The organism is Kitasatospora xanthocidica, from assembly GCF_014656195.1.
GTDB classification, from domain to species: Bacteria; Actinomycetota; Actinomycetes; order Streptomycetales; family Streptomycetaceae; genus Kitasatospora; species Kitasatospora xanthocidica.
On sequence record NZ_BNBY01000003.1, the window covers coordinates 113938 to 131166 of the forward strand.

The 17229-nt window shown below is 75.5% G+C and carries 10 protein-coding genes; 5 read left to right on the plus strand and 5 right to left on the minus strand.

Annotated features, from left to right (window positions below; all coding sequences use genetic code 11):
- The first annotated feature begins 16 nt into the window (after positions 1 to 16).
- From IE332_RS06735 to IE332_RS06755, 5 genes are all read left to right on the plus strand, one after another.
- Complete coding sequence (locus IE332_RS06735; protein WP_189914221.1) at positions 17 to 7252, plus strand: non-ribosomal peptide synthetase; 7236 nt, start codon at positions 17 to 19, stop codon at positions 7250 to 7252.
- A complete protein-coding gene (locus IE332_RS06740; protein WP_229928381.1) occupies positions 7245 to 8003 on the plus strand; it encodes a CatB-related O-acetyltransferase in 759 nt (252 codons plus the stop codon). The genes IE332_RS06735 and IE332_RS06740 overlap by 8 nt, the downstream gene beginning before the upstream one ends.
- A complete protein-coding gene (locus tag IE332_RS06745) occupies positions 8000 to 9220 on the plus strand; it encodes a cytochrome P450 (RefSeq protein WP_189914222.1) in 1221 nt (406 codons plus the stop codon). The genes IE332_RS06740 and IE332_RS06745 overlap by 4 nt, the downstream gene beginning before the upstream one ends.
- Positions 9217 to 10479, plus strand: a complete 1263-nt coding sequence (locus IE332_RS06750) for an MFS transporter (RefSeq protein ID WP_189914223.1) — start codon at positions 9217 to 9219, stop codon at positions 10477 to 10479. The genes IE332_RS06745 and IE332_RS06750 overlap by 4 nt, the downstream gene beginning before the upstream one ends.
- A 536-nt stretch (positions 10480 to 11015) precedes the next feature.
- A complete protein-coding gene (locus IE332_RS06755) occupies positions 11016 to 11801 on the plus strand; it encodes a phosphatase PAP2 family protein (RefSeq protein ID WP_189914556.1) in 786 nt (261 codons plus the stop codon).
- Positions 11802 to 11808: 7 nt separating this feature from the next.
- Here the strand turns inward: IE332_RS06755 and IE332_RS06760 are convergent, their stop codons facing one another.
- The 5 genes from IE332_RS06760 to IE332_RS06780 are packed head-to-tail and all read right to left on the minus strand — an operon-like array spanning position 11809 to position 17224.
- Positions 11809 to 13143, minus strand: coding sequence for a glutamate-1-semialdehyde 2,1-aminomutase (locus IE332_RS06760; protein WP_189914224.1), 1335 nt, complete (start codon positions 13141 to 13143; stop codon positions 11809 to 11811).
- Between the two features lie 7 nt (positions 13144 to 13150).
- Positions 13151 to 13702, minus strand: coding sequence for a dTDP-4-dehydrorhamnose 3,5-epimerase family protein (locus tag IE332_RS06765; RefSeq protein ID WP_189914225.1), 552 nt, complete (start codon positions 13700 to 13702; stop codon positions 13151 to 13153).
- Complete coding sequence (locus IE332_RS06770) at positions 13699 to 14955, minus strand: polysaccharide pyruvyl transferase family protein (RefSeq protein ID WP_189914226.1); 1257 nt, start codon at positions 14953 to 14955, stop codon at positions 13699 to 13701. Before IE332_RS06770 ends, IE332_RS06765 begins: the two co-directional genes overlap by 4 nt.
- Entirely contained in the window at positions 14952 to 15899 is a 948-nt protein-coding gene (locus IE332_RS06775; protein WP_189914227.1) for a glycosyltransferase family 2 protein, read from the minus strand. Before IE332_RS06775 ends, IE332_RS06770 begins: the two co-directional genes overlap by 4 nt.
- Positions 15896 to 17224 (minus strand): MATE family efflux transporter, encoded by a 1329-nt coding sequence (locus IE332_RS06780; RefSeq protein WP_189914558.1) that lies wholly within the window; start codon positions 17222 to 17224, stop codon positions 15896 to 15898. Before IE332_RS06780 ends, IE332_RS06775 begins: the two co-directional genes overlap by 4 nt.
- Positions 17225 to 17229: the final 5 nt, after the last annotated feature.

Consider the following 17229-nt stretch of genomic DNA (forward strand, 5'->3'; position numbering starts at 1 on the left):
GTTGGAGGTACATCTGATGTCACACGGTCTGGACGCCCTGAAAGACGGGTCGGCTCCCGTCCCGGCACCCCTCTCGCCGGACACACCCGCCGCGGCGGGTGCCGGCCGGCTGCCGCTGTCCCTGGCACAGCAGCGGCTGTGGTTCCTCTCCAGGCTCGGGGAGTTCCGGGCCGGGTACAACATGCCCCGGGTGCTCCGGATCTCCGGGCCCCTGGACCGGGCAGCGCTGACCGCGGCGCTCGGCGACGTCGTCCGCCGCCACGCGGCGCTGCGGACGGTGTTCCCGGAGGTCGCCGGGCAGCCGTGGCAGCAGGTCGTGGCCCCCGGCGAGGTCGCCGGGCGGTTCACGGTGGAGACCGCCGAGTGCGCCGCCGGGGAGCTGGCCGGCCGGGTCGACCTGGCCTGCCGGCACGAGTTCGACCTGACCTCCGAACTCCCGGTAAGGGCCTGGCTGTTCGCGACCGGCCCGGCGGAGCACGTGCTGGTGCTGGTGCTCCACCACATCGCCGCGGACGGCTGGTCGCTCGGGCTCGTGGAGCGCGACCTCGGCACCGCCTACGCCGCCCGCCGTTCCGGCGCCGAGCCGGTCTGGCCCGCCCTGCCCCTGGAGTACCCGGAGCACGCGGTGCGCCAGCGCTCGGCGCTCGGCGCGGAGGACGATCCGCACAGCCTCCTCTCCCAGCAACTCGACTACTGGCGCGAGGAGTTGCGCGGCTCCCCGCAGGAGCTGCCGCTGCCCCGGGACCGGCAGCGGCCGCCGACGGCGGGCCCCTCGCCCGCCGGGACGGTGCGCTTCGAGGTCGACGCCGACACCCACCGGGCGCTGGCGCGGCTGGCCCGCGAGCACCGGGTCACACCCTTCGTGGCGCTGCAGGCGGCGTTCGCGGCGCTGCTGAGCCGGCTGGGGGCGGGCACCGACATCCCGATCGGCGCGCCGGTGGACGGCCGTACGGACGAGGACCTGCAGGAGCTCGTCGGCTTCTTCGTCAACACCCTGGTGTTCCGGGTCGACTGCTCGGGCGATCCGAGCTTCGGCGAGCTGCTGAAGCGGGTGCGGCGCACGGCCCTGACGGCCTTCGCCCACCAGGACGTCCCCTTCGACCGGGTGGTCGAGGCCGTCAACCCCGTCCGTACGGCGGCCGGCAACCCGCTCTTCCAGGTGAGCTTCTCGCTGGAGGCCGCCGGGGACGGCGGCGGCCTGGTCCTGCCGGGCCTGACGGTCGCCGATGAGCCGTTCGCGGCGGGCGCGGCCAAGTTCGACCTCAGCCTCGGTCTGACCGAGCACCGCGCGGACGGGCAGCCGGCCGGCCTGAGCGGCGTGCTGGAGTACGCGGAGGACCTGTTCGACCGGGCCACCGCCGAGGCGCTGGCCCGCCGCTGGCAGCTGCTGCTCGCCGGGGCGCTGGCCGAGCCGGCCCGGCCGGTCGGCGAACTCCCGCTGATGGACGGGGCCGAGCGGCAGCGGCTGCTCGACCTGGGCGACGGGCCCGAGGGCGTGCTGCCCGAGGTGGTGCCCTCGGCGGTCGAGCGGTTCGCGGCGCAGGTCGCGGCGGCCGGCGACCGCACCGCCGTCGGCGACGGCACCGGCGCCCGGCTGAGCTACCGTCAACTCGACGAGCGGGCGGGCCGGATCGCCGCGCTGCTGGCCGAGCAGGGGGTCCGGCGGGGCGACCGGGTCGGGCTCTGCCTCGGCCGCTCCGTCGACATGGTGGCCGGTGTGCTCGCCGTCCTGCGGCTCGGCGCGGCCTACGTCCCCGTCGACCCCGACTACCCGCCGGCCCGCCTGGAGTTCGTCCTCGGCGACGCCCGGGTCCCGATCGTCCTGACCGACCCCGGGACCGCCGCCCGCGTGCCGGACGGGCCGTGGCGCACCCTCGACGTCACCCGGACGACCGACGCCGCCGTCCCGGCACCGGTACGGCCCGAGCCGGCCGAACTCGCCTACGTCATCTACACCTCGGGATCCACCGGCCGGCCCAAGGGCGTCGAGGTCACCCACGGCAACCTCGCCGTGTTCCTGGCCTCCACCCGGCTCCTCTCGGACGCGTCGGAGACCGACGTGTGGACGCTGTTCCACTCGCTCGCCTTCGACTTCTCGGTCTGGGAGATCTGGGGCCCGCTGGCCTTCGGCGGCCGCCTGGTCGTCGTCCCCCGCGAGGCGGTGATGGACCCGGACGCGCTGCACGCGCTGCTGGCCCGGGAAGGGGTCACCGTCCTCAGCCAGACCCCGTCCGCCTTCCGGCAGTTCGCGGCCCGGGAGGAGCGCCACCCGGTGGACGCGCTGGGGCTGCGGATGGTCGTGCTCGGCGGCGAGGCGCTCGACCTCGCGACGGTCGGCAAGTGGCAGCGCCGGCACCCCGCGGACACCACCCGGCTGGTGAACGCCTACGGCGCCACCGAGAACACGGTGCTCACGACCTGGCGGGTGATGGCCCCCGTCAGCACCGGCACCGGGGCCGAGGCGAACGTCTCCCCCATCGACGGGACCATTCCGGGCTGGCGGCTGGCCGTCCTGGACGCCCGCGGCGAGCCGGTGCCCACCGGGGTCGTCGGCGAGATCCACGTCGGCGGTCCCGGCGTGGCCCGCGGCTACCTCGGCCGCCCCGCGCTGACCGCCGAGCGCTACCTCCCGGACCCGTTCACCGACGTGCCCGGCGCCCGGCTCTACCGGACCGGCGACCTCGGCCGCTGGAACGCCGCCGGTGAGCTGGAGTACTGCGGCCGCACCGACGACCAGGTCAAGATCCGCGGCTTCCGGATCGAACTCGGCGAGGTCGAGGCCGCGATCGCCCGGCACCCGTCCGTCCAGGGCGCCGCCGTGGTGGTCCGCGAGGACACCCCCGGCGACCGCCGGCTCGTCGCCTACGCCGCCTGCCCCGACGGGACGGACGCCCGCGAACTGCGCGAGTTCGCCACCGGCCACCTGCCCGCCCACATGGTCCCCGGGGCGATCGTCGTCCTGGAGGCGCTGCCGCTGACCCGCAACGGGAAGGTCGACCGCGCCGCCCTGCCCGTACCGGAGGTCTCCGCCCGGGCCGCCGGCCGCGAGCCCGCGAACCCGACCGAGGCGGCCCTGTGCGCGCTCTTCGCCGAGGTCCTGGAGGTGGAGCGGGTCGGCGTCGAGGACGCCTTCTTCGAGCTCGGCGGGCACTCGCTGCTGGTCATCCGGCTGGTGGACCGGATCCGCTCCGCCCTCGGCGTGGAGCTGTCCGTCCGGGCCGTGTTCGAGGCCGCGACCCCGGCCGGCCTGGCCGCGCTCGTCGACCTCGGGCAGCGGGCCCGCCCGGCCGTGCGGCCCGCCGTCCGCCCGGAGCGCCTGCCGCTCTCCTTCGCCCAGCGCCGCCTCTGGTTCCTCAACGAACTCGACGGCGGGGCGGCCTACAACATCCCGTACGCGGCCCGGCTCTCCGGCCGCCTGGACGTCGAGGCGCTGACCGCCGCCCTGGCCGACGTCGTCGACCGGCACGAGGCGCTGCGCACCGTGCTGCCCACCGAGGACGGCCGGCCCTGGCAGCAGGTCCTCACCGGCCCGGACGCCCGGCCGGAACTGCCCGTCACCGACACCACGCCGGAGGCGCTGGAGGCCGGGCTCACCGAGGAGAGCAACCGGGCCTTCCGGCTCACCACCGAACCCGCCCTGCGCGCCCGGCTCTTCCGCCTCGCCCCGGACGAGCACGTCCTCCTGCTGGTCGTCCACCACGTGGCCTGCGACGGCTGGTCGCTGGAGCCGCTGCTGGACGACCTCGCCGAGGCGTACGCGGCACGCCGCACCGGCAGCGCCCCGGCCTGGCCGCCGCTGCCCGTCCAGTACGCCGACTTCACGCTCTGGCAGCGCGAGCTGCTCGGCGCCGAGGACGACCCGGCGAGCCGGCTCACCCAGCAGACCGAGTACTGGCGCCAGGCCCTGGCCGGCGTCCCCGACCAGCTCGCGCTGCCCTTCGACCGGCCGCGCTCGGGCACCGTCAGCCTGCGCGGCGGCGAGGTCGCGGTCGAGGTCGGCCCGACCCTGCACGCGGCCCTGGCCGCCGTCGCGCGGGCCCACGACTGCACCGTCTTCATGGCGCTGCAGGCCGCGGTGGGCGTGGTGCTCTCCCGCTCCGGGGCCGGGCCCGACATCCCGCTGGGCACGGCCACCTCCGGGCGCGCCGACGGCGTGCTGGACGGCCTGGTCGGCTTCTTCGCCAGCACCCTGGTGCTGCGCACCGACCTCTCCGGCGACCCGACCTTCACCGAGCTCCTCGGCCGGGTCCGGGAGACGGACCTCGGCGCCTACGCCCACCAGGACGTCCCGTTCGAGACCCTGGTCGAGGCGCTCAACCCGGCCCGGGTGCCCGGCGCCAACCCGCTGTTCCAGGTCAGCGTCTCCATGCTGAACAGCATCAGCGCGGAGCTCGCCCTCCCGGAGCTGGCGGTCGCCCCGCACGACCTGAGCATGGGGATCTCCGCCTTCGACCTGTCCTTCGTGTTCGGCGAGCGCCCGGGCGGCGCGGCCGGGGCCGGGCCGGCCACCGGCCTGGTCGCCGCGATCGGGTACGACGCCGACCTGTTCGACCACGCCACCGTCGAGGGCATCGCCGCCCGGCTGGTACTGGTGCTGGAGGCGATGGCCGCCGACCCGGGCCGCCGGATCGGCGCGGTGGAGCTGCTCTCCGCCCGGGAGCGGCAGCAGGTCCTGCGGGACTGGAACGACACCGCCACCGAGGTGCCGACGGGGACGGTGCCCGAGCTCTTCGCCGCCCGGGTCGCGCACACCCCCGCGGCACCGGCGGTGCGCCACCTCGGCACCGAGCTGAGCTACGCCGAACTCGACGCCCGCGCCAACCGGCTGGCGCACGAGCTGATCGCCCGGGGCATCGGTCCCGGCCGTCTGGTGGCCCTCGCCCTGCCCCGCTCGGAGCAGATCGTGGTGGCCCTGCTCGCGGTCCTCAAGGCCGGGGCGGCCTACCTCCCGGTCGACCCGTCCTACCCCGCCGACCGGGTCGCCTTCATGCTGCGGGACGCCGCCCCGGCCTGTGTGCTCAGCACCGGCAAGGTCGCCGCCGCCCTGCCCGGCGGCCCGGCCCTCCCCGTCCTGGCGCTGGACGACGAGCGGGTGCGCCGCTCGGTCGCCCAGCGACCGGCCACCGCGCCCGCCGACGCCGACCGGACCGCGCCGCTGCTGCCCGCCCACCCGGCGTACGTCATCTACACCTCGGGGTCGACGGGCCGCCCCAAGGGCGTGGTGGTCTCCCACCGCGGCCTGCCCAGCATGGTGCGCGCCCAGGCGGCGACGCTCGGCGTCGACGCCGGCAGCCGGGTGCTGCAGTTCGCCTCGATGAGCTTCGACGCCTCGGTCTGGGACACCTGGATGGCGCTGCTGACCGGCGGCTGCCTGGTCGTCGTGCCGGAGTCCGACCGGATCCCCGGCCCGGGCCTGGCTGACTTCCTGCGGGTGCACGGCATCACCCACGCCACCCTGCCGCCGGCCGTGGTCCTCGCCACCGAGTTCGACGAGGACGTCGCCGGGGTCACGCTGATCACCGCCGGCGAGGCCTGCACGCCCGCCGTCCTCGACGCGGCCCGCCACTTCGCCAAGGTGGTCAACGCCTACGGCCCCACCGAGTCCACGGTCTGCGCGACCATGCGCGTCGTCGACGGGGTGCCGGAGGCCGTCCCGATCGGCCGGCCGGTGGCGAACACCCGGGTGTTCGTGCTGGACGCGCTGCGGCGCCCCGTCCCGCCCGGCGTGCCCGGGGAGCTGTACCTCGCGGGGGCCGGGCTGGCCACCGGCTACCTGAACCGGCCCGCGCTGACCGCCGAGCGCTTCCTGCCGAACCCCTTCGGCGCGCCCGGGGAAAGGATGTACCGCACCGGCGACCTGGTGCGCTGGACCGCGGACGGCGAGCTGGTCTTCCTCGGCCGGACGGACGAGCAGATCAAGATCCGGGGCTTCCGGGTCGAGCCCGGCGAGGTCGAGGCGGTGCTCACCGGCCACCCGGAGGTCGCCCACGCCGCGGTGATCGCCCGGGAGGACCGCCCCGGGGACGTCCGGCTGGTGGCCTACGCCGTCCTGACGGCCGGTCGGCCGCCGCAGGACGGGGACCTCGCCGCCGAACTGCGGCGGTACGCGGCCGAGCGCCTGCCGGAGTACCTGGTCCCCGGCGACGTGGTGCTCCTCGACCAGCTGCCGCTGACACCGAGCGGGAAGGTGGACCGCAAGGCCCTGCCCGCGCCCGCGTCCCCGTCCGACGGCCCCGCCGCGGCGGGCCGGGCCGACCAGGACACCCCCGAGGACCCGCGGGTCGCCGTCCTGGTCCGGCTCTTCGCGCAGGAGCTCGGCCTGGACCGGGCCGGCCCGGACGACTCCTTCTTCGAGCTGGGCGGCCACTCGCTGCTGGCGACCCGGCTGATCGGCCGGATCCGCGCCCTGCTCGGCGTCGAGATCGGCATCACCACGCTGTTCGAGGCACCCACCCCGGCCGGCCTCGCGGCCCGGCTGGACGAGGCCCCGACCGACCCGTACGCCAACGTCATCGAGCTCCGGCGCGGCCCGGCGAGCAGCCGTCCGGTCTTCTGCATCCACCCCATCGGCGGGCTCAGCTGGTGCTACAGCTCCGTCCTGCCCCACCTGGAGCGGGACCAGCCGGTCTACGGGATCCAGGTGACGGAGAGCCACGGCCGCTTCAAGGCGGTGGAGTCGCTCGACGCGCTGGCCCGGCGCTACGCCGACCTGATCACCGCGACGCACCCCGACGGCCCGTACGTCCTCATGGGCTGGTCGCTGGGCGGGGTGCTGTGCTACGAGGTCGCCCGCCTGCTGGAGGCCTCCGGGCGGACCGTCGACCTGGTCGTCCTCTACGACGCCTGGCCGTACGAGCGGCCGGTGACGCCCGAGGAGCTGGACGGCGACTTCGCCGCCTGGGTGACCGGCGAGGTGATCGCCGGCCCGACCGCCGACGGCGCCCTGGACGCCCGCCAGAGCCGGGCCCTGGTCCGCGCGGCCAAGGGCGTCGCCGCCCTCCTCGGGCCGCCGCACCCGGACGGCTACCACGGGCGGGTGCTGAGCATCGCCGCCGCCAAGACCGTCGCCGAGCGGGGCTCCGCGGCGCAGGCCTGGCAGCCGTACCTCACCGCGGCCGAGCACCACGTGGTGGACTCCGACCACGACGCGATGATGACGGCCGCCGTCATGGAGCAGTCGGGGCCGCTGGTGACGGCCGCCCTGGCGGCCCGGCCGGCCCCGTCGACCGGGACGGAGGCCGGCCGTGACTGACCACCGCGCCTCCGGCCCCGCCGTCGATCCCGGCCTCGACCGGGACCTCGACCCCGACCTGGACATCCCGGACCCGCGCGATCCGCGTCCGCTCGGCGACGACCGCCTGGTCTTCATCCGCCCGGTGCTCGACCCGGGCGGGAAGGTCGTCGCCGGGAACTTCTCCTACTACGACGCCTCCGAGGACACCGCCGGGTTCGAGGAGTCCCGGGTCCGCTACGCCTTCGGCACCGAGCGGCTGTTCATCGGCCGCTACTGCTCGATCGCGGCGGGCGTGACCTTCGTGATGGCCGGCGCGAACCACGTCTTCGACGGCCCGACGGGCTACCCGTTCCTCAGCTTCGAGGGCGACTGGCGCGACGGCCTGATCGACGACCTGATCGCCCGGGGGCCGGGCCGCAAGGGCGACACCCGGATCGGCAACGACGTCTGGATCGGCCGCGGCGCCACCGTCATGCCCGGCGTGACCGTCGGAGACGGCGCCATCATCGGCGCCGGCGCCCTGGTCGCCTCCGACGTGGCGCCTTACACGATCGTGGGCGGCAACCCGGCCCGGGTGATCCGCGCCCGCTACGGCCCCGAGGACGTCGAGCGGCTGCTCACCGCCCGCTGGTGGGACTGGCCGGTGGCGGCCGTCTCCCGGCACCTCCCGGAGCTGGTCCTCGGCCGGCCCGAACAGATCCTGTCCATCGCGCGGGCCGAGCAACTCCTCGCCCCCGCGCCCGCGACCACCCAGCGGAGCGCATCATGACCACAGCGACCGGAGCCCCGCCGGCGGTCGACCTCGCGGACCCCGCCCTGTACGGGGCCGGCGACCCGGAGGCGGTGTGGGCCGCCCTGCGCCGCGACCACCCGGTGCACTGGAACGAGTCCCCGGACGGCGGCGGTTTCTGGGCCGTCACCCGCCACGCCGACGTCCAGCGGGTGCTGAAGGACACCGCGACCTTCACCTCGGCCCAGGGCATGCGGATCGGCCACAACCCGACCGCCACCGCCGAGGCCGCCGGGAAGATGCTCATCGTCACGGACGCGCCCCGGCACGGGAAGATCCGGCGGGTCATCAGCTCCGCGTTCACCCCGCGCACCGTCGCCCGCCTGGAACAGAACATGCGGACGATCGTGCGCGAGGAGCTGGAGCCGGTACTGGACGGTGAGCCCTGCGAGTTCACCGACTTCGCCGCCGTCCTGCCGGTAGCGGTGATCTGCGACCTGCTGGGCGTGCCGAAGAGCGACTGGGCGTTCATGCTGAAGTCCACCCGGGCCGCCTTCGGCGCCTCCGAGGTCGACCCGATCGCCCGGCTCGAAGCACACGCCGGCATGCTCGCCTACTACGCCGACCTCGTCGACTTCCGCCGGGACGAACCGGGCGACGACGTCATCAGCGCCATGGTGAACGGCACGGTCGACGGCGAGCCGCTCACCGACGAGGAGATCTTCCTCAACTGCGACGGCCTCATCTCGGGCGGCAACGAGACCACCCGGCACGCCACCGTCGGCGGGCTCCTCGCCCTCGCCGCCGACCCCGGGCAGTGGCGGCTCGCGGCCGCCTCCCCGGACCGGATGGACGGCGTCGTCGACGAGATCCTGCGCTACACCAGCCCGGCCATGCACGTGCTGCGCACGGCCTCCCGGGACACCGAGATCGCCGGCCGGCCGATCAGGGCCGGCGACCCGGTGACGGTCTGGATGCCGTCCGCCAACCGGGACGGGACGGTCTTCGAGGCGCCCGAGCGCTTCGACGTCCGGCGCACGCCCAACCCGCACGTCGCCTTCGGCGTGGGCCCGCACTTCTGCCTGGGCGGCGCGCTCGCCCGTACCGAACTCCGGGTGCTGTTCACCGAACTGCTCGCCGCGGCCGGATCCGCCGAACCGGCCGGCCCGGCCCGCCGGCTGCACTCCAACCTCATCTGGGGCTACGAGTCCGCCCCCGTCCTGCTGCACCCCCGCGCCGAGCGGGAGCGACGGTGAAGCCGCTCGCGGACCCCCGGTTCCGCCGCCTGCTCATCGGCCAGGCGCTCTCCGGCTTCGGCAGCAGCGCCCTCTACCTGACGCTGGGCATCTGGGCCAAGGACCTCACCGGCAGCAACGCCGCCGCCGGCGGGGTCGAGGCCGCCCTCGGCGCGCCCATGGTGCTGTCGCCGCTCTTCGGCCACCTGGCCGACCGGGTGCGGCGGCGGCCGCTGCTCATGGCCACCAACGCCCTGATGGCGCTGGCCGTGCTGTCGCTGCTCGCGGTGCACGGTGGCGAACAGCTGTGGATCATCTACCTGGTGGCGGTCTGCTACGGCGTGGCCTTCGGCGTGCTCGGCGCCGCGTCGGCCGGAATCCGCCGGGACCTCCTCCCCGACGACCAGCTGACCGGCGCCAACGCCCTGCTCCAGACGGTCAGTCAGGGGCTGCGCATCGTCGCCCCGCTGGTCGGCGTGGCGATCTACGCGGCCGCCGGCGCCGGGACGCTCGCCGTGCTCAACTCCCTGACCTTCCTGGCCGCGATCCTGGCGCTGGCCGGCCTGCGGGTCGAGGAGTCGGTGGGAGCGGAGGCGTCCGGGGAGCCGTTCCGCCGCAGCGTCCTCGCGGGCATCCGGCACATCGCCGCCACCCCGGTGCTCGCCCAGATCGGCTACGCGGCGGCCTGCGCGTTCTGCGTCATCGGCCTGAGCCAGACCGTGATGTTCGCGGTGGTGGACGAGGGGCTGGGCCGGCCGCCGTCGGCGCTGGGCCCGCTCAACGCCGTGCAGGGCGTCGGCGCGGTGATCGGCGGCCTCACGGTCTCCGTGCTGATCCGGCGGGTCGGCATGGCGCGCACCGCCGGACTCGGGATCGGCGCGTTCACGGCGGCGGCGCTCGCCTACTGCGTGCCGAACCTGGCCTTCGTGGTCGCGGGCGAGGTCGCGGACGGGATCGCCATCACCTGGATCATGGTGGTGCTGTCGTCCGCGGCGCAGCTGCACACCCCGTCCCGGCTCCAGGGCCGCGTCAACGCCATCTGCACGATGCTGGTGCTGGTCCCGCAGTCGCTGTCGCTCGCCGCCGGCACGGTCCTGATCGACCGCTTCGACTACCGGACGCTGCTGGTCGTGATGGCGGCGGTCACCGCGGTCTGCGCCGCGGTGCTGGTGCTGAGGCCGCGCGTCGCGCTCACCGAGCGGACCTTCGTGACCTCGGGGAGCGCCGCCGGGGAGACCGATGCGGAAGCCGCCAACTCCGGCCCGGTGTCCAAGCGTTGAGTCCGGGCGACCGGCCCTGGAGCCCGCTGGGGCGCGGGCGGGACCGGACGCTCCGCTCAGGCCGCCAAAATTCTGACGGCTTGTCATGACTGAAACACCGTTCGACCGGGCATAACGCAATCAGTCCGCCGAGGGTCCCGGCTGAAGCTCCCCCACGAGCCCAACCGGGACCACGGCCGGCGACCGGGCCTGGACGTGACTCCCCCCACGGAGTGGCGACCAGGCCCGCTTGGTGTCCAACCAACGACACGCAGCGTACTTGTCATATCGACGTAACGCTACTGTGTCGTCCCGGACACTCGATCCACCCGTGCGAACCGGCCGTTCCGCTCAGGCCCGTTCCGGCGGCACCACCCCCGCACCGCCGGACGCCGGTATCATCGGTCCGGCTTCAGCGGCGCCGCGAATCACGGTGCGGTGCACACTCTTTGACGGTCCGTCGGACGTCGGACCGCGATGGGGGGCTCGCGTTGGAAGAACGCCCGGCCGGAACGGACCCGGACGCCGGGGTGCGGACGGACCACCCCGACCGGGGCCTGCCCGACCACCCGGCCGCCGAAGTCGTCCGGAAACCGCACCCCGCCGTCGCGTCCGCGGTGCTGCCGCCGTCGCTCCGCGGGTGGCTCGGGCCGGTCGCGGCCTTCGCCGCGCTGGTGGTCACCGTGCTCGGGATCCGGTACGCCGGTGCGGGCGGGCCCGGACCGGTGGACGCCCGGATCGGGGCGGCGCTGGACGGTGCGGGGCCGCCGTGGCGGCAACTCGCCCTGGCCCTGGACGCCCTGGGCGAACCGCCGGGGGCCGCGACGCTGGTGTTCTCCGCCGTGACGAGCTGTCTGCTGCTGCGGCGTCCGCGCGCGGCGGTGTTCCTGGTGGCCGCCGTCGCCGCGGCGGTGGGGGCGGCGACGCTGCTCAAGCACCTCGCCGGACGCACCATCCACGGCGACAACCTGTCCTACCCGAGCGGGCACACCGCCTTCGCGACCGCGGTCGCCCTGGTGGCGGCCCTGCTCGCGACGGGGCGCCGGGGCCGGAGCAGAGGCCGGGACGGGGGCCGGGACGGGAACGAGCCCGGCCCCGGCCCCGGCAGGGCGGCCGCCCTCCTGCTGCTGCTCGCCCCGGCGCTGGCCGCCGGGGCCGCGATGGGCTGGGCGGAGGTCGCCCTGGGCGCGCACTACCCGACCGACGCCCTCGGCGGCGGGTGCACCGCGCTTGCGGTGGTCCCGGCCGCCGGGTGGCTGGTCGACCGGGCGGCCGACCGGGCGGCCGCCCGAGCGGCTCGCAAGCCGGCCACCGCCGGTCGGCCCGGACGGGGGCCGCACTGACCTCGCGTCAGGCCAGTCGGCGGAACACCGGCTTCACCGGCCGCCCGCCCACCCAGGGGGTCGGGTCGCCGGCCTCCAGCGCCTTCCGGTAGACGGCGCAGGCCCCGGCCACCACCTCGACGGTGTGCTCGATGTCGGCGTCGTCGAGCGCGCTGCTCACCACGAACGACGGGGCCAGCACCCCGCCCAGGAGGAGTTGGCGCAGGAACAGGGTGCGGTACGGCTGCGACGGCTGCCCCTGCTCGTCGAGGGTGGCGAAGACCAGGTTGCTGGCCCGGCCCCGGACGAGGACGTGGTCGCCGACGCCGGCGGCCGCGGCGGCCTCGCGGACACCCGCGGCCAGCCGCTCGCCGAGGGCGTGCAGCCGGGCGGTGACGCCCTCCTCGGCGTAGGTGTCCTGCACGGCCATCGCGGCGGCCAGCGCGTGGGTCTCCGCGCCGTGCGTGGTGGACAGCAGGAACACCCGGTCCCCGGAGTGGCGCAGCCCGCCCCGCTCCATCAGCTCCCGGCGCCCGGCCAGCGCGGCCACGGCGAAGCCGTTGCCCAGCGCCTTGCCGAAGGTGGACAGGTCGGGGGTGACGCCGTACAGGCCCTGGGCGCCCGCCTCGGACCAGCGGAAGCCGGTGATCATCTCGTCGAAGACCAGCACGCAGCCGTGCCGGTGGGCCAGTTCGCGCAGGCCGGCGAGGTATCCGGGCGGCGGCTCGGCGTGTCCGGCGGGTTCGAGGATCAGGCAGGCGACCTCGTCCCGGTACCGGGTGAGCAGTTCCTCGGTGGCGGCCAGGTCCCCGTACGGGAACGCCACGGTGAGCTCGGTGGTCGCGGCCGGGATCCCGGCGGACATCGGCGTGGTGCCGATGAACCAGTCGTCGACGGAGAAGAACGGGTGGTCGGCGCAGACGGCCACCCGGGAGCGCCCGGTGACGGCGCGGGCGAGCCGCACCGCGGCGGTGGTGGCGTCGGAGCCGTTCTTGGCGAACTTCACCATCTCGGCGGTCGGCACGGTGGCCAGGAAGCGTTCCGCGGCCTCGACCTCCACGACGGACGGCCGGACGAAGTTGCCGCCCCGGTCCAGCTCGCGCCGCACCGCCTCGACCACCCGCGGGTGGGCGTGGCCGAGGCTGACCGACCGCAGGCCGGAGCCGTACTCGACGTAGCGGTTGCCGTCGAGGTCCCACACGTGGGCGCCCCGGCCGTGGCTGATGACCGGGGCCAGGTCCTCGGGGTACTGGTCGTCACCCTTGGCGTAGGTGTGGGCGCCCCCGGGGATCAGGGCGTGCAGCCGCTCGTTCGTCGCCCGCGACCGGGGCAGGCCGAACCCCTCGGTGTGTCCGGTGTCCACGCCGGCCTCACCCCTTCCTGTGCCGCAGGACCTCGGCGAGGCTCGGTGCCTCGCTGTCCCGCTTGGACACCGACACGGCCGGCAGCGGCCAGGGGACGGCGAGTTCCGGGTCGTCGAAGGCGATCGTCACGTCCTCGGCCGGATCGTGCGGCCGGTCGATCCGGTACGAGACGTCGGCGGTGTCGGTCAGCGCCTGGAAGCCGTGCGCGCACCCCGCCGGGATGTACACGCTCACCTGCGTCTCGCCGGACAGTTCGAAGTGGGCCTGGTTGCGGTAGGTCGGCGAGTCCGGCCGCAGGTCCACGACGACGTCGAAGACCTTCCCGGACGAGCACCGCACCAGCTTGGCCTCGCCGGCGCCGGAGCGCAGGTGCAGGCCGCGCAGCACGCCCAGGACGGAGCGGGACAGGCTGTGCTGGACGAAGGCGTCCGGGTCGAGCCCCACCGAGCGGATCACCTCGGCGTCGAAGGTGCGGCAGAAGAAGCCGCGTTCGTCCGCGTACGGTGTGGGTTCGAACAGGTACGCACCGGCGATCGCCGGGACTTCGGTCACCTTCATGGGGCCTCCCGCTGGGCTTGGCTGTGGGCATCGGATCGGGTCCGGGCGTGGTCGGCGCTCGGGAAGAGGGCCGCGGTCAGGGCGGTGAACTGGTGCTCCAGGCGCCGGGCGGCGGTCAGGTTCCGCTCGGTGAGGGTCCGTCTCAGCTCCATCGATCTCTTCTCCAGGTCCCGGAACTGTTCGAGCAGGCGGTCGGCGTCGACCTCGCGCGCCGGGTGGCAGTACACGCCGAGGCCCATGTCCGCCATGAGCGCCTCGCTCTTGGTCGCGTAGCAGAGCGCGAGCACCGGCGTACCGGTCTTCAGCGCGCAGATCAGGTTGTGGTAGCGGACGGCCACCACGGTGTCGGCGGCCGTCATCTCCGTCATCAGGTCGGCCAGTGAGGCCGGTTCGGCGGCGGTGACCAGCGGGGAGTCCACCGCGTCGAGGATCGCGTCGACCACCGAGGTGTCGCACGCGTCGCCGGTGAGCAGCCGGACCTGCCTGCCCTCCTCGACCAGCACCCGGACGAACCGGATCGTCCCGTCGAGGTAGCGCCGGTGGATCTCCCCGGCGCGGGCGCGGTCGTCGTTGCCGCCGTGGAAGTCCATGACGCCGAGGCAGACCGGGCCCGGCGTACCGGACGGCGTGCTCTTCGGCGGCGTCGGCAGGGAGAACGCGAGGTCCGGGTAGACCTCGTCGCGCGCGGTGTCCACGCCCATCGCCCGCATCGCGTCGCGGGAGGGGACGTCCCGGTACGACCGGTACGCGGCCAGCCGCGCCGACCAGCGCACCAGGGCCCGGGTCGGCCGGTTCCGGATCCCGGCGGCGCCGACGCTGACCAGCGCGACCCGGGTGCCCAGCAGCCGGCCGCTCGCGCAGAGCAGGAACAGCGCGTACGGGAAGCCCCACGGCCGCAGCGGCAGGGTGGCCTCCAGGACGCCCATGCCCGGCACGATCACCACGTCGTGCCGGCGCACCCAGGCGGCGGTGCGCACGGCGTCGACGAGTTTGCCCACGCCCTTCGCCGCGACGGCGCCCGCCCGCGAGGCGGTCCGGTACTCGGCGCGGTTCCAGTGCAGCCGGGTGGCGGGGATCCGGAACCGGGCCGTCACGGCCTCGGGCCCGCCGCAGAACGCGTCCACGACCGCCTCCGGGTGGTCGGCGCGCAGGTACCCGAGCACCGCCTCCAGCGACCCGTCGTTGCCGAGGTTGCCGGAGCCGAGCAGCCCGAACACCCCGACCCGCACCGGCTTCCGAGGGGCGGCGGTCATGACCGCCGCCCCTCGCGGCCGGCCACCAGGGCGTCGACGGAGACGGTGAGCAGGGCCGGGTCGACCGGGGCGCGGTCCTCGACCCGCTCGCCGGCGCCCGGCCGGGCCCGGCTGCCCATCCAAGCCGCCAGGTGGCGGTAGCACTCCCGCCGGTCGGCCGAGGAGAGCGGCGCCCGCCGGACCGCCGAGACGAAGCCCCAGACGTACTCGGCGAGCAGCCGGGCCGTCGGGTGCAGCGGGCCCGCCCGGCGCGGGTCCAGGTTGACGCACCGGGAGCGCTTGGAGGGGTTCGCCCGCTCGGCCCGGGTGGGGTGGTCGCGGCGGAAGTACAGCAGCTCGGGCACCTGGTGGAAGGGCCCGTACAGGCCGAGCTCGGTGACGAAGGTGCGGTCGGCGTGGTGGTAGCTGTCCATCGGCTTCACCCGGCGCAGCACGTCGGCCCGGATCACCCCGTAGAAGTCGTCGCCGCCGGGCTCGAACAGCATGCTGCGGAAGCGCTCCGGCGCGTGCGGCGAGGCGGTGGCGAGCGTGTACTCGTAGGGGACCTTCACCTGGCCGTCGCCGTCGATGACCGCCTGGTCGGCGTGCGCGAGGATCACGTCCGGCCGCTCGTCCAGCGCCTCCACACAGCGCAGCAGCAGGTCCCGGCCGTACAGGTCGTCGTGCGAGGCCCACTTGAACAGCTCGCCGCGGGACTCGGCGAACACCAGGTTGTGGTTCGGGGTGGCGCCGATGTTGCGGGGCAGCCGGAGCAGGCGGATCCGCGAGTCCTTCTCGGCGTAGCGCCGGCAGATGTCCGGCGTCCCGTCGGTGGAGGCGTTGTCGGAGACGATCAGCTCGAAGTCCTCGTAGGTCTGGCCGAGCAGGGCGTCGAACGACTCGGCGAGGTACTCCTCGCCGTTGTAGACGGGCAGGCCGATGCTCAGTCTGGGTCGGGCGGTCATGCGGTCCTCACTTCGGGGATGTCGTCCTCTGGCGCGGGGGTGGGTCCGGGGGTGGGGGCGCGGTGGTGCTCGCGCAGGGCGGCCCTCAGCTGGAGCCACCAGACGGCCGAGCCGCAGGCCGTCGCGGCGGCGACGCCCCAGGCGGAGCCGGCCGTGCCGGCCACGGCCGCGCCGCCGAGGCCGAGGCCGGCGTAGCAGGCGGAGGCGAACAGCTGGCAGCGCAGGCTGCGCCGGGCCGCGGCGAGCGCCCGCAGCCCGGCCGCCGCGCCGCTGCCGAGGCCGGCGCCCGCGACGCCGAGCGTGGCGGGCAGGATGAGCCGGGAGGCGTCGTGCCAGACGCCGCCGAGGACGAGTTCGCCGAGCCGGTCCGGCATCAGCAGCAGCGCCGCGCCCCAGAGCAGCGCGGCGGCGGCCTGCCCGCCGCCCAGCAGGAGGCAGAACCGGCCGAGCGCGTGCGGTGCCCGCCGCAGCACCCGGGCCGCCTCCGCGACGGTGACCAGCGACAGCCCCATCAGCAGGGCGAGGAACGGGCCGAGCAGGAGTTCGGCGCCGCGGACCGCTCCCACCGCCCCGACCCCGACGATCGCGCCGAGCCCGTACGCCCGCAGCTGGCCCGCGCCGCTGAGGCTGACGTTCTCGACCAGGTAGCGGCTGCCGAGGTCGCGCTGCTCGCGCAGCCAGCCGCGGGCCTGCCCCACCCGGGGCCGCAGGCCCGACTGGACGCAGCCGTAGCCCGCGGCCACCGCGGCGGCGGCTCCCCAGGCCAGCAGGAAGGCGGCCACGGTGCCCACCCGGGCGGCCACGACCATGGCAGGGACGAGCGCGAGGCCGCAGACCAGGTCGTTGGTGAAGGCCTTCCGCCCGGCCCCGGCGGCGAAGAAGGCGAACCGCCAGGCGTCCTGGAGCAGCAGCGCCGGCAGGGCGACGCCGAGGCAGGCGAAGGCGGCCCCGACCCGGCCGCCGAGGCCGAGCCCGACCAGCAGGCAGACCGCGCCGAGGACGGTCCCGACGCCGAGCGCGGCCCCCGCCGACCGGGCCGCCGCCGAGCGCCAGGACGCCTCCGGCGCGCCGCTGAAGCGCACCACGAGCGGGTCGGTGGCCAGCCCGCGGGCGACGTTGAGCACCACGCCGTAGGTCAGCCAGGCCAGGCTGAACACGCCGAACGCGGTGACCCCCAGCGAGCGGGCCACGTAGATGCCCACCGCGAAGTTGGTCATGCTGGACGCCGCCTGGTCGGCCAGTCCCCAGGACAGCCGGCCGAGGAGTCCCCGTCCGGCGCTCGGGCCCGTCTCCGGGGCCGTCGTCCCCGCCTCCTCGGTGGTCATCGGCG